Genomic DNA, 13959 nt, shown 5'->3' on the forward strand with positions numbered 1-13959 from the left:
GCCCGTCAGTCGTTCTCCTTGGAGAACTCGCGGAGCCGGGGCAGGTCCATCACGATGATCTTGCGCCAGCCGGTGCGGATCAGCCCTTCGCGGCGCAGGCCGTTGAGGGCGCGCGCGACGGTCTCCCGGGACGCGTCCATCCAGCTGCCCAGCTCCTCCTGGGACAGCGGCGGGCCGATCTCGATCGACCCGTCGGGCGCGGGCGGCGCGTGCTGGGCGGACAGCTCGGCGAGGTCCGCCAGCAGCTGCGCGAGGCGCTGCGGGCCGCGGCTCGTCACGTTCGCGGTGACCCGGCGGCCGGATTCGTCCATGCGCTCGACGAACGTGCCGGTGACGAGCATCCACACGTCCTGATGCGCGTCCAGGAACCCGGTGAAGCGGGCCGCGGGCACGACGAGCGCGCGGATCGGCGACAGCGCGGTGACGGTCGCGGCGCGCGGCCGCCCGCCGAGCACCGCGCTCTCGGCGATCAGGTCGCCGGGGCCGCGGACGGCCAGGACCACGTCGTGGCCGTCCGCGGTGGACGAGGTGACCTTCGCCCAGCCGCGCTCGATGATGATCACGTGGTCGGACTCGTCGCCCTGGTAGACGAGGGGCGCCTTCACCGGGAACTGCCGGGGGCGCGCCACGTCGCGCAGCGCGGACTGCTGCGCGGGGTCGAGCGCGGCCCAGAACGCCGGCCGCGGGGAGGACGCCGCGTACGCTGCCAACAGCCCGTCTCCTTCGCCCCGCCGTCGCGCTTCCCACGGTCACCGCCGACGGCCCTGCTCGCCCGTTACTGCCTGCTGTTACTGCCTGCCGTTACTGCTCGCGGTCCCTGCTTACCGCTCTGGCTACTGCTCTGCCTACCGCTCTGCTCGCCGCCTCCGCGTATCGCCTCTGATTGGCGCCTCTGCTCGCCCTCCGTGCTCGCCCTCCGTGCTCACCGTCAATTGAACTGTAAACCGGAGAGCCTCTCCTTGGGCACCGCGAGAACCCCGTGGCGGGGGTCACACGTAGGCGCCCGGCGGAGGTCCGCCGGGTAGAGGGCGGGACTGGCCGGCCTTCCCTTATGCGCCGGCCCCTATGCACTGGGCGGCCGCTGCGACTCGATGGTCAGCGCCTCGTGGTCGAAGCACAGGTAGCCCGCGATCTTGGTCGCGTCCTCCAGCGGCTCCTCGTAGGACCAGGCGGCGTCCTCGGCGCCCTCCAGCGACCAGTACGACGCCTCCCCCTTGTACGGGCAGAACGTGCGCTTCCGGCTCCGGGTCAGCAGCTCGCGGCGGACGTCCTCGGCCGGGATGTAGTACCGGTTGGGCAGCCCGGTCTCCGACAGCACGAGCGGATGCTCGGTCTCCGCGACGACCTCCCCGTCCCGCAGCACCCGGACGTGCCGGCGGGCGCGGCGCGCGTCGACGCGGTGGAACGGGTCGCGCAGGTGCCCGTGGACCTCCTCGTCCTCGTCGTACCAGGCGTCCAGCGGCTTCCAGTAGAACGCCATGTAGCCGCGCAGCCACGCCGCCTCGGGCTTCGGCTCCGGATACGCCCACACCGCGTTCTCCGCCTCGCGGTCGCCGACCCGGATCGTCCAGTAGGCGGCGTCGCCCTTGAAGGGGCAGTGCGTCGTGTGGTCGGTCCTCACCAGCAGGTCGGTCCGCACGTCCTCCTCCGGGACGTACAGGACGGGCAGCAGGCCCGTCTCATGCAGGAGCTGCCCGCGCTCGGTGTCGAAGACGATCTCCTCCGCGAACCAGGCGTGCACCCGCCGCGGGAACTCGTGCATGAACAGCCGGTGCTTCGGCCCGTCGATCGTGAAGTTGACCTGGTCGCCGGGCGAGCCCGCGAGCGGCCCCGGCCGCATGGTCAAGGACATGGGGACTCCTCACACTCGGGTCATCGCGCCCGGAGGGCCGTCGCACGCCGGACGACCCGCGATCCCGGACGGCCCTCAGACTCCAGACGGCATCGTCTCAAGTTCACCACGGCGGGCCGCCTCCAGGTGGAGCGGAATGAGCGCGGATGTGGCCCGGAACCAGCACAGCGCGTCGTACCGGTCGGCGAGCCTGGTCGGCACGTAGTGGCGCGGGTCCCGGTCCGGGTCGTAGACGACGCCGATCGCGCGGTGCCCGAGCGTCCGGGTGAAGAACCCGGGCTTGTCCGGTTCGGGCGGCACGATGAACATCCCGCGGTCGAGCTCCGACTCCGCCAGCACCGCCTCCAGCGACCCGTGGGCCGGCGGCGGGACCTGCATGATCTCCATCTGGCCGCCCCAGCGCGGCGCGGCGACGACCTCGCCGGGTCCGCCCGCGAACCCGACCACGACGACCCGGTCGCGGCCGTGCCGCTCCCGCGCCAGCTGACCGAGGTTGATCATGCCGGCGGCGGCCATGTCGGTCGCCCGCGCGTCGCCGACGTGGGTGTTGTGCGCCCAGACCACCGCGCGGCCCTCTCCCCGGCCGTCTCCCCGGCTCTCGCTCCGCTGCTCCCGGTGGAACTCCATGAGCCGGTCGAGGGTGTCGGCCATGTGGACGTCCCGGACGTTCCACGACTCCGGCCCGCCGCCGATCATGGCGCGGTAGTACCGCTCGGCGTTCGCCGCCACCTCGGCGTTCTGCCGAGCGTCGAACTCCTCCGCCGGGTCGCGGGGCTCCGCCGGCGGGACGGGCCGGCGCAGCCTGGTCAGCAGCGCCAGCACCTCATCGGCGCACCCGTCCGGGACCAGCGCGGCGTTCCACCCGTAAGCCTGCGGGTCCTCGCCGTGGGGTTCGAAGCAGCGGTATGCCTCCAGCGCCGTGTCCAGGTACTCGGGGCGGTGCTCCGCCAGATGGTCCACGACGGCGCGGAGCGACTCCCACAGGCTGTAGACGTCCAGGCCGTAGAAGCCGGCGCGCTCGGCGGGCGGCAGGCCGGCGTTGTGATCGCGCAGCCAGCGGCAGAACCGGACGGTCTCCTCGTTGGCCCACATCCACGTCGGCCAGCGCTCGTAGGCGTCCAGGACGTCCCCCGGGTCCGCGGGCGCTCCCGGCGCCAGCGTCACCGAGCGGCCGACCCGGCGGCAGTCCGGGTAGTCGCCCTCTACCGCGACGAACGCGAAGCCGCGCTCGGCGATCAGCCGGCGGGTCAGCGCGGCGCGCCACGCGTAGTACTCGTGCGTGCCGTGGCTGGCCTCGCCGATCAGCACGCAGCGGGCGTCCCCGATCCGGTCCATGAGCGGATCGAGGTCCGCCTCGTACTCGAGCGGCAGCGCCGCCCCCTGCACGTCGTCGGTATCGGGCCCGTCATGGCTCAGCCCATGGCTCATTGCGATCCCTCCGCTCCCCCTTCGGCCCCTCGGTGCGTCCCTGGGTGCGCCCCTGGGTGCGCCGGGGCCCGCGGTTCGTCCAGTTATGGATCTGCGTTCGCCCGCTCGCCGGCCTCCCCACCGCCGGCGACCACCTCGTCCCGCAGCCGCTTTCCGGTCCACGCGCGCTCGGTGTCGTACCTGCGGTTTCCCGGCCGTGGCATGGCGATGTCCCCCGTTTTCCTTGTCTTCTCCGCGTTCCCCCGATCCCAGCATCGATGCAGGGCAAACCCGGCATTTACCTCGGACTAGACGTCCCGGTGCGGGCCGGTCGCGCGGGCGCGGTAGGCGGTGGGGGTCTGCCCGTACGCGGCGCGGAAGGCCCGGCTGAACGCGGCGGCGTCCGGAAGGCCCCAGCGGGCGGCGATCGCGCCGATCCGCCGGGCGCCGAGGAACGGGTCGCCCAGCTCGCGGCGGCAGTTCTCCAGCCGCCGCGCGCGGACGTACCGGGCGACCGTCGTCCCGGCCGGCCGGAACACCCGGTACAGCTGCCGGACGGAGATGTGGTGCGCCGCGGCGATCGCGGCGGGGCTCAGCACCGGGTCGTGCAGCCGCTCCTCGATCCACTCCTGGATCGCGCGCAGCATCTCCGCGCTCTCCGCGGACGGGGCGGGCGGCTCGCCCGGCCTGTCGCCTGCCGCACCGGTCACCGGCTCGACCGCGCCGCCGAGGTTGCGCGCGTGGGATCCCTCGACCGCGCGGCCGCCGCCGGCCCTGGGATCGGACGCCGCCGTGCCGCCAACGGTGTTCTCTGTGACGTTCTCTGCGATGTTCTCCACCGGCGCGCGTAGAAGGAACGAGCCGTAGAACACCACGTTCCCGACCCCGGCCTCGGTGCGGCGGCCGTTCTGCCACAGCACGCACGAGCCGCGCAGAACGAGGGCGAGCCTGCGGCACTCGCGGGTGTCGCGGGCGATCCGCCGGGCGATGCGCCGCACCGCGTGCGCGGGCGCCCCCACGTCGCCGGCCTCGACCGGGCCGAGCCTGCGGGCGGACAACCGGGCGGCGGACCCGCCGGGCCGCCGCGGCCGAACATGGAGCGGCCCGAACGCCGAGGTGATCAGGTACCGCCGGTAGTCGGCCTGGTCCCGGGCAGGGTGGTCCGAGGTGTCAACGAGCGTGGGCATGACGCTCCTCAAGTCGGCGGGCGGGTCTCGGACGCCACCGCCAGGCTTCTACGGCCCGTCAAGAAGGTCAATGAGCGAGTCAGCACGACGGTCCGGGCGGGCTTTGGCACTCGCCGCCGAAGGCGCGGCGGGCAGGGGCAGGACCGCGCGGCCCCGCTGCCCCCGACACCGACACCGACACCGACACCGACACCGACACCGACACCGAGGATCGTCTACTCCCTGTCGCGTCACCCGGCGAGCCGCGCACGCTCGACTTCCGCCAGTCCGACTATTGCGGCAGATACGACAATTACGGATATACATTGCGCAGACCTCAATACATGGACACAGCAGGACGATTCAGTCTGACAACGGTCGCGCCCGGCCTCTACCCGGGCCGCACCCGAACGGCGGGAAAGCGGCGGCGTTCGGCTTCGTCCTGCGGGTGCCGCAGCAGGTCCGAAGCGGGATTCCGCCGCCGCTCCCGCCGAATCCACGGTCCCGCCGGGGTACCGGTGGGCTCCGGCGGGGACGGCGCGCATACCCCTGCGTCTCGGTCCCGTGCTCCGTTTGTCTCGTTCGCCCGAGTCCACCCAGAAATGCGACCGACACGTAATGTGAATCGGCCACGGAACGTCAAAGGAATGGATAGTCTCCCACCGACTCACTCTTGGTCGGCTAAAGAAAACTGGGAGCACACGCCGCATGAGCGCTGCCAACCGGGCACAGGTCATCACACGGTGGGGGGCCATCGCCTTCATGGCGGCCGCGGTCCTGACCGCCACCGCCGGCGGTTTCGCCCAATCGTACGCCGGTCTCTACCACTGGGCCCTCGAACACGGCCTGCGCGGCTGGAAGGCCGAATCCTTCCCCCTGCTCGTCGACCTGTTCATCATCGTCGGCGAGCTCGGCCTGTTCCTGCTCGCGATCGACGCCTTCGTCATCAAGCGCAAGGCCCTGATGAGCTGGCTCGACTTCTGCCTGCCGCTGATCATCGCGCTCGCGGGCTGGACGGCCAGCCTCATCTTCAACGTCGGTCACGTCGGGCACAAGACGTTCTCCTACCAGGCCACCGCCGCCGTCCCGCCGATCGTGTCGATGCTCGGCCTGTTCGTCCTGCTACGGACCCTGCACCGGTACGTCTCGCAGAAGACGGAGGAGGAACAGGCCAAGGAGCAGGAGCAGCAGACCCGCGCCATCGCCGGGCCCGTCACGCTCAACCAGATCACGCTGATGCCGTTCCGCAACACCGGTCCGCTCCCGCAGATCCAGGTCCCCGGTCACTCCGGCAAGGCGATCGAGTCCGGCGCGGACGCGCAGCGGACGGCCGCGCAGCAGACGGCGGAGTCCGGCGCGGCGCAGAAGACCGGCCCCGCCCCCAAGGCCGCGCCGAGCGCCCCCGCCCAGGCCGCCGCCTCGACCCAGGCTCCGACTCCGGCTCCGGCCCCCGCCCCGGCGCCCGAGCCCGAGCCCGAACTCGCCGTCGTCAGCGCCGCCGCCGCGGCCGCGAGCCCCAACGGCCGCAGCTCCTACGGCACCACCACCGAGTCCTACAGCGCCGAGTCCTATGGCGCCGGCTCCTACGGCACCGGCGCCGAGGCGCCCGTGTCCGCGCCCGCCCCCGAGAACCTGCGCGGCCTCGTCATCGACATCCTCGAACGGCGGCACGGGGACGTCGCCGCGACGCTCGCCGAGGTCAGGGCCGAGGGCTACGACTGCGACGAGGCCGAGATCCAGCGGATCAGCGACAACCACTGGTTCCCGTACGCGGTGTACCGGCTGCTCGCCAAGCACCACGGCGACGGCGACCTGGTCGCCCAGGAGCTGACCTCGCAGGGGATCGTCTACGACAAGGCCACGCTGGACGCGCTCGTCCAGTCCTGGCGTGTCTGACCCCGCCGTCAGTCAACCGAGCCGCGAAGTCATCCCGAGCCGCAACCCGGCCATCGCGATCTAGGGGCTCGTTCCGGACCGGCCGCCCGCGCCATTGCGGGCGGCCGTCTCCGTCTGTCCCCATGCGGGGGCCACTTTCCCTACCGGGCGTTGCTCCCCTCGGCGGTCTCATCCCTATACCAGGCTCGGTCCCAACCGGTCTCGGCCCTTACCGGTCTCGGCCCTTACCGGTCTCGGCCTTACCAGTTTCGCCCCTACCAGTTTCGCCCCTACCAGTTTCGCCCCTACCGGTTTCGTCTCTTACCGGTCTCAGCCCCCTTACCGGCCTCGGCCGTATTGGCACGATCACGCTCCGTTCGTGCGACGCTGGGCGCACCAGCGACGCGGGGAGAGCCGATGAAGTCGATGCGCACCCACCTCGCCGCGGTGGCCGCCGCGGCCGCCCTCGGCGGAGCCGTCACCGGATACCTGATCGCCCCGTCACCCGGGGGCGCGTCCGCCCGTCCCGCCGCCGCCCTCGCGACGGGCACGCTGCATCTCGCGCTGAACATGCCGGCCGGTGACCGCGCCGCGGCGGCGGCGCTCGGCTACGACCTGTTCGACGTCGACCCGGACGAGGACGACATCGCGTCGCTCCCGGCGGGCGGCCGGGCGCTGCTGTGGGTCGGCAACACCACCTGCGGCGGCTTCCAGCAGGAGAGCACGTCCGCGTTCACCGCCACGGTGAAGCGGTTCGCGGGCAACGACCGCGTGTACGGGTGGTACCTGTCCGACGAGCCGAACCCGGACGAATGCCCCGACATCGCCGGCAAGATCCGGAAGCGGGCCGACATCGTCCACCGGTACGCGCCGGGGCAGAAGGCGTTCGCGTCGCTGACCGACTGGCCGATGCGGCCGCTCAAGCCGTCCGAGACGCACCTCGACCTCATCGGCCTCGACCCTTACCCCTGCCGGACGGGCCGCAAGACCTGCGACCTCGGCGCGATCGACACGATGGTCGGGCAGGCCGACCGCGCCGGATTCCCCCGCCGCATGATCGTCCCGGTGTTCCAGACGTTCGGGCAGTCCTGCAACGACGGGGAGCGGAACTGGCGGCTGCCGGGCGAGGGGCAGCTCCGGTCGATCCTGCGCCGCTGGGACCGGCTCGTCCCGCGGCCCGCGTTCGACATCAGCTACTCGTGGGGACGGCAGGACGCCTGGGCGTGCCCGGCGCTGTCCGACGCCGACGGCGGGGGCGGCCTTCCCGACCTCCAGTCGGTGATGAAGGCGCACAACACGCGCCGCACCGGCCCCGGGCTGCCCGCCCGGAAGCCCGGACAGACGCCGGCGCCGGCGGCATCCGAGAAACCGCCGGCGCCGGCGGGACCGTGCCCCGCGCCGTCCGGACGCGCGGACCCGTCCGGACGCTAGGGTTCGCGCTGCTGCTCCTGCGTGGGATCGGTGCGCAGACGGGCGTGCAGGCCGCCGTCCACGCGCAGGACGTGCCCGTTGAGCTGCGCCGCCGCCGGGGACGCCAGGTACAGCGCCGCGTCCGCGACCTCCTCCGGCGCGGTGGTGCGGCCCGCCGGGATGTCGGTGGCGGGCCGGATCTCCCCGACGACGCTGGCGGGGGCGATGCAGTTCGCGCGGATGCCGAGGCCGCCGAGCTCCACGGCGATCGCCCGGCTCAGCGCCTCGATGCCCGCCTTCGTGACGTCGTAGGCGCTCTGGTCGTCGTGGGCGCGGGAGCCGCCCGGCGACGACATGCTGACGATCGTGCCGCCGCGCCCCGCGTCCCGCCAGTGCCGGACGGCCCGCACCGACAGCAGGTACGCCGAGCGCAGGTTCGCGGCGATCACCGCGTCCCAGACGTCGGCGTCGATGTCGATGAACGGGGTGCGCAGCTCCGTCATCGCGGCGTTGTTGACCAGCACGTCCAGGCCGCCGTCCCGGACGAGCCGCGCGAACACGGCGTCGGCGACGTCCTCGCGGGACAGGTCACCGGTCATGGTCGCCACCCGCGGGACGGCGTCGAAGACCTTGAGCCCGTCGGCGTCCACGTCCACGGCGAGCACGTCGGCGCCCGCGTCCGCGAAGCGGTGCACCAGCGCGCGGCCGATCAGCCCCGCGGCGCCGGTCACCAGCACCCGCTCCCCCGTGTAGTCGAACGTGACAGCGCTCACCTGACACCCCTCACTGCACACCCCTCACTGGACACCCCTCCGGACACCCCTCACTGGACAGCTCTCATTCGGCCGGAGTCTCCCTCACCTGGGCGACGATCTGCGTCGGGTTCACGAACATCAGCGCGATGATCAGCAGCACCGCCGACAGCGCCATGTAGATCACCGCCATCGCGTCGATGGCCTGCGCCGCGCGGATCCCCGGAGTGAACGCGGCACTGTACAGCGCGACGATCAGGGTCTGGCTGTCGGCGTCCGCCACCAGGAACGTCAGCTCGAACATGGCGACGGTGCGGACCAGCACCAGGATTCCGGCGGCGAGGATGCCGGGCAGCAGCAGCGGCACCAGCACCCGGGTGAAGACCTGCCGGGTGCGGGCGCCGCACATCCGCGCCGCCGACTCCACGTTGGTGTCGATCTGCTCCACGAACGGCGTCATCACCAGGATGACGAACGGCAGCGCCGGGACGAGGTTCGCCGCGACGACACCCGTCATCGTCCCCGCCAGATGCACCTTGTAGAGGACCGTCGCGAGCGGGATCCCGTAGGTGATCGGCGGCAGCAGCACCGGCAGGAGCAGCAGGAACATCACGATCCGCTTGCCGGGGAAGTCGCGCCGCGCGAGCGCGTACCCGGCCGGGACGCCGATCAGCAGCGCGAGCGCGACCACCACCAGCGTGATCTCCAGGGTGACCGTGAGGACCTCGCCGAGCGCGAACTCGTCCCACGCGTCGGAGTACCACGTGCTGGTGAAGCCCTGCGGCAGCCAGCCGGCGAACCACTTCGTCCCGAACGAGTTGACGACCACCGACAGGATCAGCGCGAACAGGTTGACCAGGAAGAACGCGACGCAGGCCCAGACGAGCCAGGTGCCCGGCCGGCCCCTCGGCAGGCCGCGCTTCGGCAGCCCGGCCGGGCGCGTGACGGCGGTCGTCATGATCCCTTACCTCCCATCGCGGGCCCGGTGTAGAGGCGGCCGCGCAGCAGCAGCGTCACCGAGATGACGAGCAGCTCGAACACGCCCATCAGCACGGCGATGGTCGAGGCCATCGAGTAGTCGTACTTCTCGAACGCCGCCTGGTACGCCGCGATCGCCATCACCCGCGTCTCCCCGGCCGGTTCGCCGACGAGGTTCGCGGACGGGAACACCGAGAACGCCAGCACGAACGCCAGCACGAACGTGGTGGCGAGGCCCGGCGCGAGCAGCGGCAGGACGACACGCCGCATCCGCTGCCAGGGGCCGGCGCCGAGCGTGGCCGCGGCCCGCTCCAGCGTCGGGTCGATCCCCGACATGTAGGACAGCACCAGCAGGAACGCGAACGGGAACCCGGTGATGAGCAGCGAGAACAGCACGCCCCAGTAGTTGTAGATCAGCCGGACGGGCTCGTCCACGATGTGCAGGTCGAGCAGGATCCGGTTGAACCAGCCCTTGGGGCCGAGGTAGCGCAGCAGCCCGTCCGCGACGAGGACCGTGCCGAGCGTCACCGGCAGGACGAGCAGCGCCGTCAGCACCCGCCGCCCCCGGAACCGGCCGCGCAGCCGGTACGCGATCGGCACCGACGCGCCGACGTTGATCAGCGCGGCGGGCAGCGCCAGCTTCAGCGTCTTCCACACGGTGCCGCGCTGGTAGGAGTCGGTGAAGAAGTCGGCGTAGTTGCCGAGCGGCCCGCCGCCGTTCTTCGGCTGCAGCGACAGCCCCACCCCGTAGATCATCGGGTAGAGGAACAGCAGCCCGATGATGAGCACGGCGGGCAGCAGCAGGAGCAGCACCCGGTCGACGCCGCGTTCGGCGAGCCGGTGCCGGAGGCCGCCGCGCCCGGGCGCCGGCGCCTCCGGCCGGGGAGGAGCCTCAACCGCCATCCGGCGCCCCCGTCCCGGCGGGCCCGTCGAACGCCCGCCCGCTGAGGCCCTGCCCGCCAAGGTTCTGCCCGCCGAGGTCCTCTCCGTCGAGGGCCCGGGCGGCCTCCCGCACGCTCTCCCGGAAGACGAGCACGCGCTCGGGCTGGACGGTCAGCGCCACCCTCTCCCCCGGCGCGATCCGCTCCGGGGACTTGAAGTGGACGACGCGCCCGTCATCGGTGACGCCCTCGGCGGCGACCTCGCGCCCGTGGAACTCCGACACCTCGACCCGGAGGGTCATGCGGTTCTCCGCCTCCCCGGCGCCGGCGACCCGGAAGTCCTCGGGCCGGACGGCCGCGACCGCCCGCCCACCGGTGATCGGCTCCTGCCCGATCCCGGTGAGCGTGAGCCCGCCGGTCTCCCCGAGCGTCACCCTGCCGTCGTCCACCGACAGGACGGGCAGCTCCAGCAGGTTCCGGTAGCCCATGAACCCGGCGATGTAGGTGCTGGCCGGGTACGTGTAGACCTCCTCCGGTGTCCCGATCTGCTCGACCTTCCCGGACCGCAGCACCACCACCCGGTCGGCGAGCGCGAGCGCCTCCTCCTGGTCGTGCGTGACGTACACGGTGGTCAGGCCGAGCGTCTGGTGGATGCGGCGGATCTCGGTGCGCATCTGCACGCGCAGCTTGGCGTCCAGGTTCGACAGCGGCTCGTCCATCAGCACGAGCTTCGGCCGCAGCACGATCGCGCGGGCGATCGCGACGCGCTGCTGCTGGCCGCCGGACAGCTGGCCGGGCAGCTTGTCGGCGTGCTCGGTCAGCTCGACCGTGCGCAGCGCCTCGTCCACCCGGCGCGCCGTCTCCGCCTTCCCGACCCGCCGGACCGACAGCCCGAACGCGACGTTCTTGCGGACCGACAGGTGCGGGAACAGCGCGTAGTTCTGGAACACCATGCCGAACCCGCGCTTCTCCGGCGGCAGTGTGTCGATGCGCTCCTCGTCCAGCCAGATCGCGCCGTCCGACAGCGGCAGCAGCCCGGCCAGGCAGTTCAGCGCGGTCGACTTGCCGCAGCCGGACGGGCCGAGCAGCGCGATGAACTCGCCGCCCTCGATCCGCAGGTCGAAGCCGCTGAGCGCCGTCTGCTTCCCGAACCGCCGCGTGACCCCGTCCAGGCGCAACCGCCCGAACGCGGCCTGCGTGCCCTTCTCCACTGCGGTCTCCACCGTCATGACGTCCCTGCCGCGGACACGGAACCCGCCGAGCGGCCTCGCGCCCCGCCGCCGGGCGCCTGCACCGAACCGGCGCTGTGCGGGCTCATGACTTCTTGGCTGTGCGGGCTCATGACTTCTTGACTTTCTGGCCGCCGATCTCGCGGTCCCAGCGGTCGAACGCGGTGACGAGGGCCTTGGCGTCCAGCGGCGGGGCCTTGGGGTTGTCGGCGATGAGCTTGTCGTACTCGGGGCGGCCGTACTCCTGGATGGCCTGCCGGCTCTCGGCCGGAGCCATGTCGAGGGTCACGCCCTTCACGGCGGGACCGGGGTAGAAGTAGCCCTTGTCGAAGGTGATCGCCTGCTGCTGCGGCTGGAGCGAGTACTTCATCATGTCGAGCAGGACGGCGAGCTTCTCGCCGGAGACGCCCTTGGGGACGACCATGTAGTGGGCGTCGGTGACCCAGGTGAACCCGTCGAGCGCCTGGATCTTGACGTCCTTCGGCACCTGCCCGAGGACGCGCGGGTTGATGTCCCAGCCGGTGGTGCTGAGGATGATGTCGCGGGTGCCCTCGCCGAGCTCCTTCATCGTCTGCGTGGTGCCGGTCGGGTAGTACTCGATGTACTGGTCGAGCTCCTTGAGGTACTTCCAGGTCTTGGACCAGCCGTTCGTCGGGTCCTTGGGGTCGGAGTCCTTCAGGATGTAGGGCAGGCCCATGAGCCATGTGCGTCCGGGACCCGAGTTGGACGGGCGAGCGTACTCCAGCTTGTTCGGGTGGGCCTTCGCCCAGGCGAGCAGTTCGTCGGCCGTCTTCGGCGGGTTCGAGACCTTCTTGGGGTTGTACTCCAGCAGCGGGCCGGACGGGTAGTACGTCACGACGACGCCCTTGCCCTGCGCGAGGTCCTGCATCTTGGACGCGGGCTCCAGGTACTGCGACTTGAGGTCGGGCAGCTTGTCGGAGTACTTGCCGAGCAGGTCCACCCAGAGGTTCTGCTCCAGGCCGGCCGAGAGGCCGTCGGTGCCGGTCAGCACGAGGTCGATGTCGAGCCGCCCGGCGTCCTGCTGGGCCTTGACCTTGCCGGCCAGCTCCGGCGCGGTCGCCTTCGTATAGGTGATCTTGCTGATGAGCTCGGGGTGCTCCTTCTTGTAGTTCTCGAAGATCTGCTGGGTGAGCTGGAGGTTCCCGGCGACGTCGATGACGTTGAGGGTGACGGGCTTGGACGGCGGCTTGACGTCTCCGGCGTCCGGCTCGGCCGCGGACTTGCCGTCCGAGCTGGGCGCGCCGCAGGCGGTCAGCAGCAGTCCGGCGGCGGTGGCGAGGGCGAGGAGGGCTGATCGAGGAGTTCTCATGGGGTGGGTCCTCCTGGCGGGACGCGCGGCCCCGCACGGGTAAGGCCGGGCTCACACCGGCCCGGTGGTGCCTCGGATGAGGAGTCGGGTGGTCAGCTCGGAGGCCGGCGGAAGAGGGGGCGCCTTGGGCGCCCGGGGGTCGAGCGTCGCGTGCATGGTGGCGGCCGCCGCCCGGGACAGCGCGTTCACGGGCATGGCCACCGTGGTCAGGGGCGGATTCGTCATCGACGCCATCGGGATGTCGTCGAACCCGACGATGCTGATGTCGCCGGGTACCTTCACGCCGCGCTCGGTGAGCCGTGACAGCACACCCAGCGCGACCAGGTCGTTGTAGGCGAACGCGGCGGTCACGCCCGCCGCGACCACCTCGTCGGCGGCCCGGTAGCCGCCGGTGAACCGCGGCTCGTACGGGCCGAGGTCCACCAGTTCGATGCCGCGCTCCTCGCAGGCCGCCCCGAGGAACTTGCGGCGCTGCCGGTTCGACCACGAGTTGGCCGGACCGGACAGGTACGCGCATCTGCGGTGGCCCAGCGCGTGGACGTGCGCGACCGCCTGGTCCAGGCCGGGCTGGAAGTCCAGCAGGACCGAGGGGGCCGTGCGGCTGGTCCGGTAGGCGAGGACGACGCTGGTCTTGGCCGCGACGGCGCGCAGCCGCGTCCCGGACATTCGGGGGGCGCACAGGATCAGCCCGTCCACCCGCTCGACCATCGCCTCGGCGAGCCGGACCTCGGTCGCCGTGTCCTCGTCGGTGTCGGCCAGGAACACCGCGAACTCGGTGTCCCGGAAGTAGGCCTCGACGCCCTTGATGAACGGGGCGAAGAACGGGTTGGCGATGTCGGGGACGATCAGCCCGACGTTGCGCGTCCGCCCGAGGACCAGCGACTGCGCCGCGCGGTTCGGCTGGTAGCCGAGCCGCTCGGCGCACTCGAGCACGCGCTGCCGGGTTTCGGCGTTCACGAGCTCCGGGGAGTTCAGCGCGCGCGAGACCGTCGAGGGGGACACCCCCGCCAGGCTCGCCACCGCCCGGATCGAGGCCCGGGTGCCGTCTGCGCTCATGGCGAAGATTATGAAAACGTTTG

The 13959-nt window shown here is 71.9% G+C and carries 12 protein-coding genes; 2 read left to right on the forward strand and 10 right to left on the reverse strand.

Annotation, left to right across the window (positions count from 1 at the left end; translation table 11 throughout):
* Positions 1–5: 5 nt before the first annotated feature.
* The 4 genes from ABTW95_RS25155 to ABTW95_RS25170 all read right to left on the reverse strand — a co-directional run bounded on the left by ABTW95_RS25155 (position 6) and on the right by ABTW95_RS25170 (position 4446).
* Entirely contained in the window at positions 6–710 is a 705-nt protein-coding gene (locus ABTW95_RS25155; protein ID WP_396449247.1) for a Crp/Fnr family transcriptional regulator, read from the reverse strand.
* Positions 711–1063: 353 nt separating this feature from the next.
* Positions 1064–1852, reverse strand: coding sequence for a DUF427 domain-containing protein (locus tag ABTW95_RS25160; protein WP_500227556.1), 789 nt, complete (start codon positions 1850–1852; stop codon positions 1064–1066).
* Positions 1853–1927: 75 nt separating this feature from the next.
* On the reverse strand, positions 1928–3280 hold the full coding sequence (locus ABTW95_RS25165) for an erythromycin esterase family protein (RefSeq protein WP_500227557.1): 1353 nt from the start codon (positions 3278–3280) through the stop codon (positions 1928–1930).
* Positions 3281–3567: 287 nt separating this feature from the next.
* The gene (locus ABTW95_RS25170) at positions 3568–4446 is read right to left on the reverse strand and encodes a helix-turn-helix domain-containing protein (RefSeq protein ID WP_500227558.1); all 879 of its coding nucleotides are present in this window, start codon (positions 4444–4446) and stop codon (positions 3568–3570) included.
* Positions 4447–5133: 687 nt separating this feature from the next.
* Between ABTW95_RS25170 and ABTW95_RS25175 the strand changes: the two genes are divergently transcribed.
* Together ABTW95_RS25175 and ABTW95_RS25180 are read left to right on the forward strand one after the other, a co-directional pair.
* A complete protein-coding gene (locus tag ABTW95_RS25175; RefSeq protein ID WP_396449243.1) occupies positions 5134–6321 on the forward strand; it encodes a DUF2637 domain-containing protein in 1188 nt (395 codons plus the stop codon).
* 396 nt (positions 6322–6717) lie between these two features.
* Entirely contained in the window at positions 6718–7731 is a 1014-nt protein-coding gene (locus tag ABTW95_RS25180) for a hypothetical protein (RefSeq protein WP_500227559.1), read from the forward strand.
* Here the strand turns inward: ABTW95_RS25180 and ABTW95_RS25185 are convergent.
* The 6 genes from ABTW95_RS25185 to ABTW95_RS25210 all read right to left on the reverse strand — a co-directional run bounded on the left by ABTW95_RS25185 (position 7728) and on the right by ABTW95_RS25210 (position 13936).
* Positions 7728–8483, reverse strand: a complete 756-nt coding sequence (locus ABTW95_RS25185; RefSeq protein WP_396449241.1) for an SDR family NAD(P)-dependent oxidoreductase — start codon at positions 8481–8483, stop codon at positions 7728–7730. The genes ABTW95_RS25180 and ABTW95_RS25185 overlap by 4 nt on opposite strands.
* Positions 8484–8547: 64 nt before the next feature.
* Entirely contained in the window at positions 8548–9420 is an 873-nt protein-coding gene (locus ABTW95_RS25190) for an ABC transporter permease (protein WP_500227560.1), read from the reverse strand.
* The gene (locus tag ABTW95_RS25195; RefSeq protein ID WP_500227561.1) at positions 9417–10343 is read right to left on the reverse strand and encodes an ABC transporter permease; all 927 of its coding nucleotides are present in this window, start codon (positions 10341–10343) and stop codon (positions 9417–9419) included. Before ABTW95_RS25195 ends, ABTW95_RS25190 begins: the two co-directional genes overlap by 4 nt.
* The gene (locus ABTW95_RS25200) at positions 10333–11550 is read right to left on the reverse strand and encodes an ABC transporter ATP-binding protein (RefSeq protein WP_500227562.1); all 1218 of its coding nucleotides are present in this window, start codon (positions 11548–11550) and stop codon (positions 10333–10335) included. Before ABTW95_RS25200 ends, ABTW95_RS25195 begins: the two co-directional genes overlap by 11 nt.
* 109 nt (positions 11551–11659) lie before the next feature.
* A complete protein-coding gene (locus ABTW95_RS25205) occupies positions 11660–12880 on the reverse strand; it encodes an extracellular solute-binding protein (protein ID WP_396449237.1) in 1221 nt (406 codons plus the stop codon).
* A 51-nt stretch (positions 12881–12931) separates the two neighbouring features.
* On the reverse strand, positions 12932–13936 hold the full coding sequence (locus tag ABTW95_RS25210) for a LacI family DNA-binding transcriptional regulator (RefSeq protein WP_500227563.1): 1005 nt from the start codon (positions 13934–13936) through the stop codon (positions 12932–12934).
* Positions 13937–13959: the final 23 nt, after the last annotated feature.

This window comes from Spirillospora sp. NPDC127506 (genome assembly GCF_040302145.1).
GTDB lineage: Bacteria > Actinomycetota > Actinomycetes > Streptosporangiales > Streptosporangiaceae > Spirillospora.

Coding starts and splice junctions, on each gene's coding strand:
- ABTW95_RS25175 (WP_396449243.1), top strand. CDS start 5,134: ATGAGCGCTGCCAACCGGGCACAGGTCATCACACGGTGGGGGGCCATC.
- ABTW95_RS25200 (WP_500227562.1), bottom strand. CDS start 11,550: ATGACGGTGGAGACCGCAGTGGAGAAGGGCACGCAGGCCGCGTTCGGG.
- ABTW95_RS25165 (WP_500227557.1), bottom strand. CDS start 3,280: ATGAGCCATGGGCTGAGCCATGACGGGCCCGATACCGACGACGTGCAG.
- ABTW95_RS25195 (WP_500227561.1), bottom strand. CDS start 10,343: ATGGCGGTTGAGGCTCCTCCCCGGCCGGAGGCGCCGGCGCCCGGGCGC.
- ABTW95_RS25190 (WP_500227560.1), bottom strand. CDS start 9,420: ATGACGACCGCCGTCACGCGCCCGGCCGGGCTGCCGAAGCGCGGCCTG.
- ABTW95_RS25170 (WP_500227558.1), bottom strand. CDS start 4,446: ATGCCCACGCTCGTTGACACCTCGGACCACCCTGCCCGGGACCAGGCC.
- ABTW95_RS25210 (WP_500227563.1), bottom strand. CDS start 13,936: ATGAGCGCAGACGGCACCCGGGCCTCGATCCGGGCGGTGGCGAGCCTG.
- ABTW95_RS25205 (WP_396449237.1), bottom strand. CDS start 12,880: ATGAGAACTCCTCGATCAGCCCTCCTCGCCCTCGCCACCGCCGCCGGA.
- ABTW95_RS25180 (WP_500227559.1), top strand. CDS start 6,718: ATGAAGTCGATGCGCACCCACCTCGCCGCGGTGGCCGCCGCGGCCGCC.
- ABTW95_RS25160 (WP_500227556.1), bottom strand. CDS start 1,852: ATGTCCTTGACCATGCGGCCGGGGCCGCTCGCGGGCTCGCCCGGCGAC.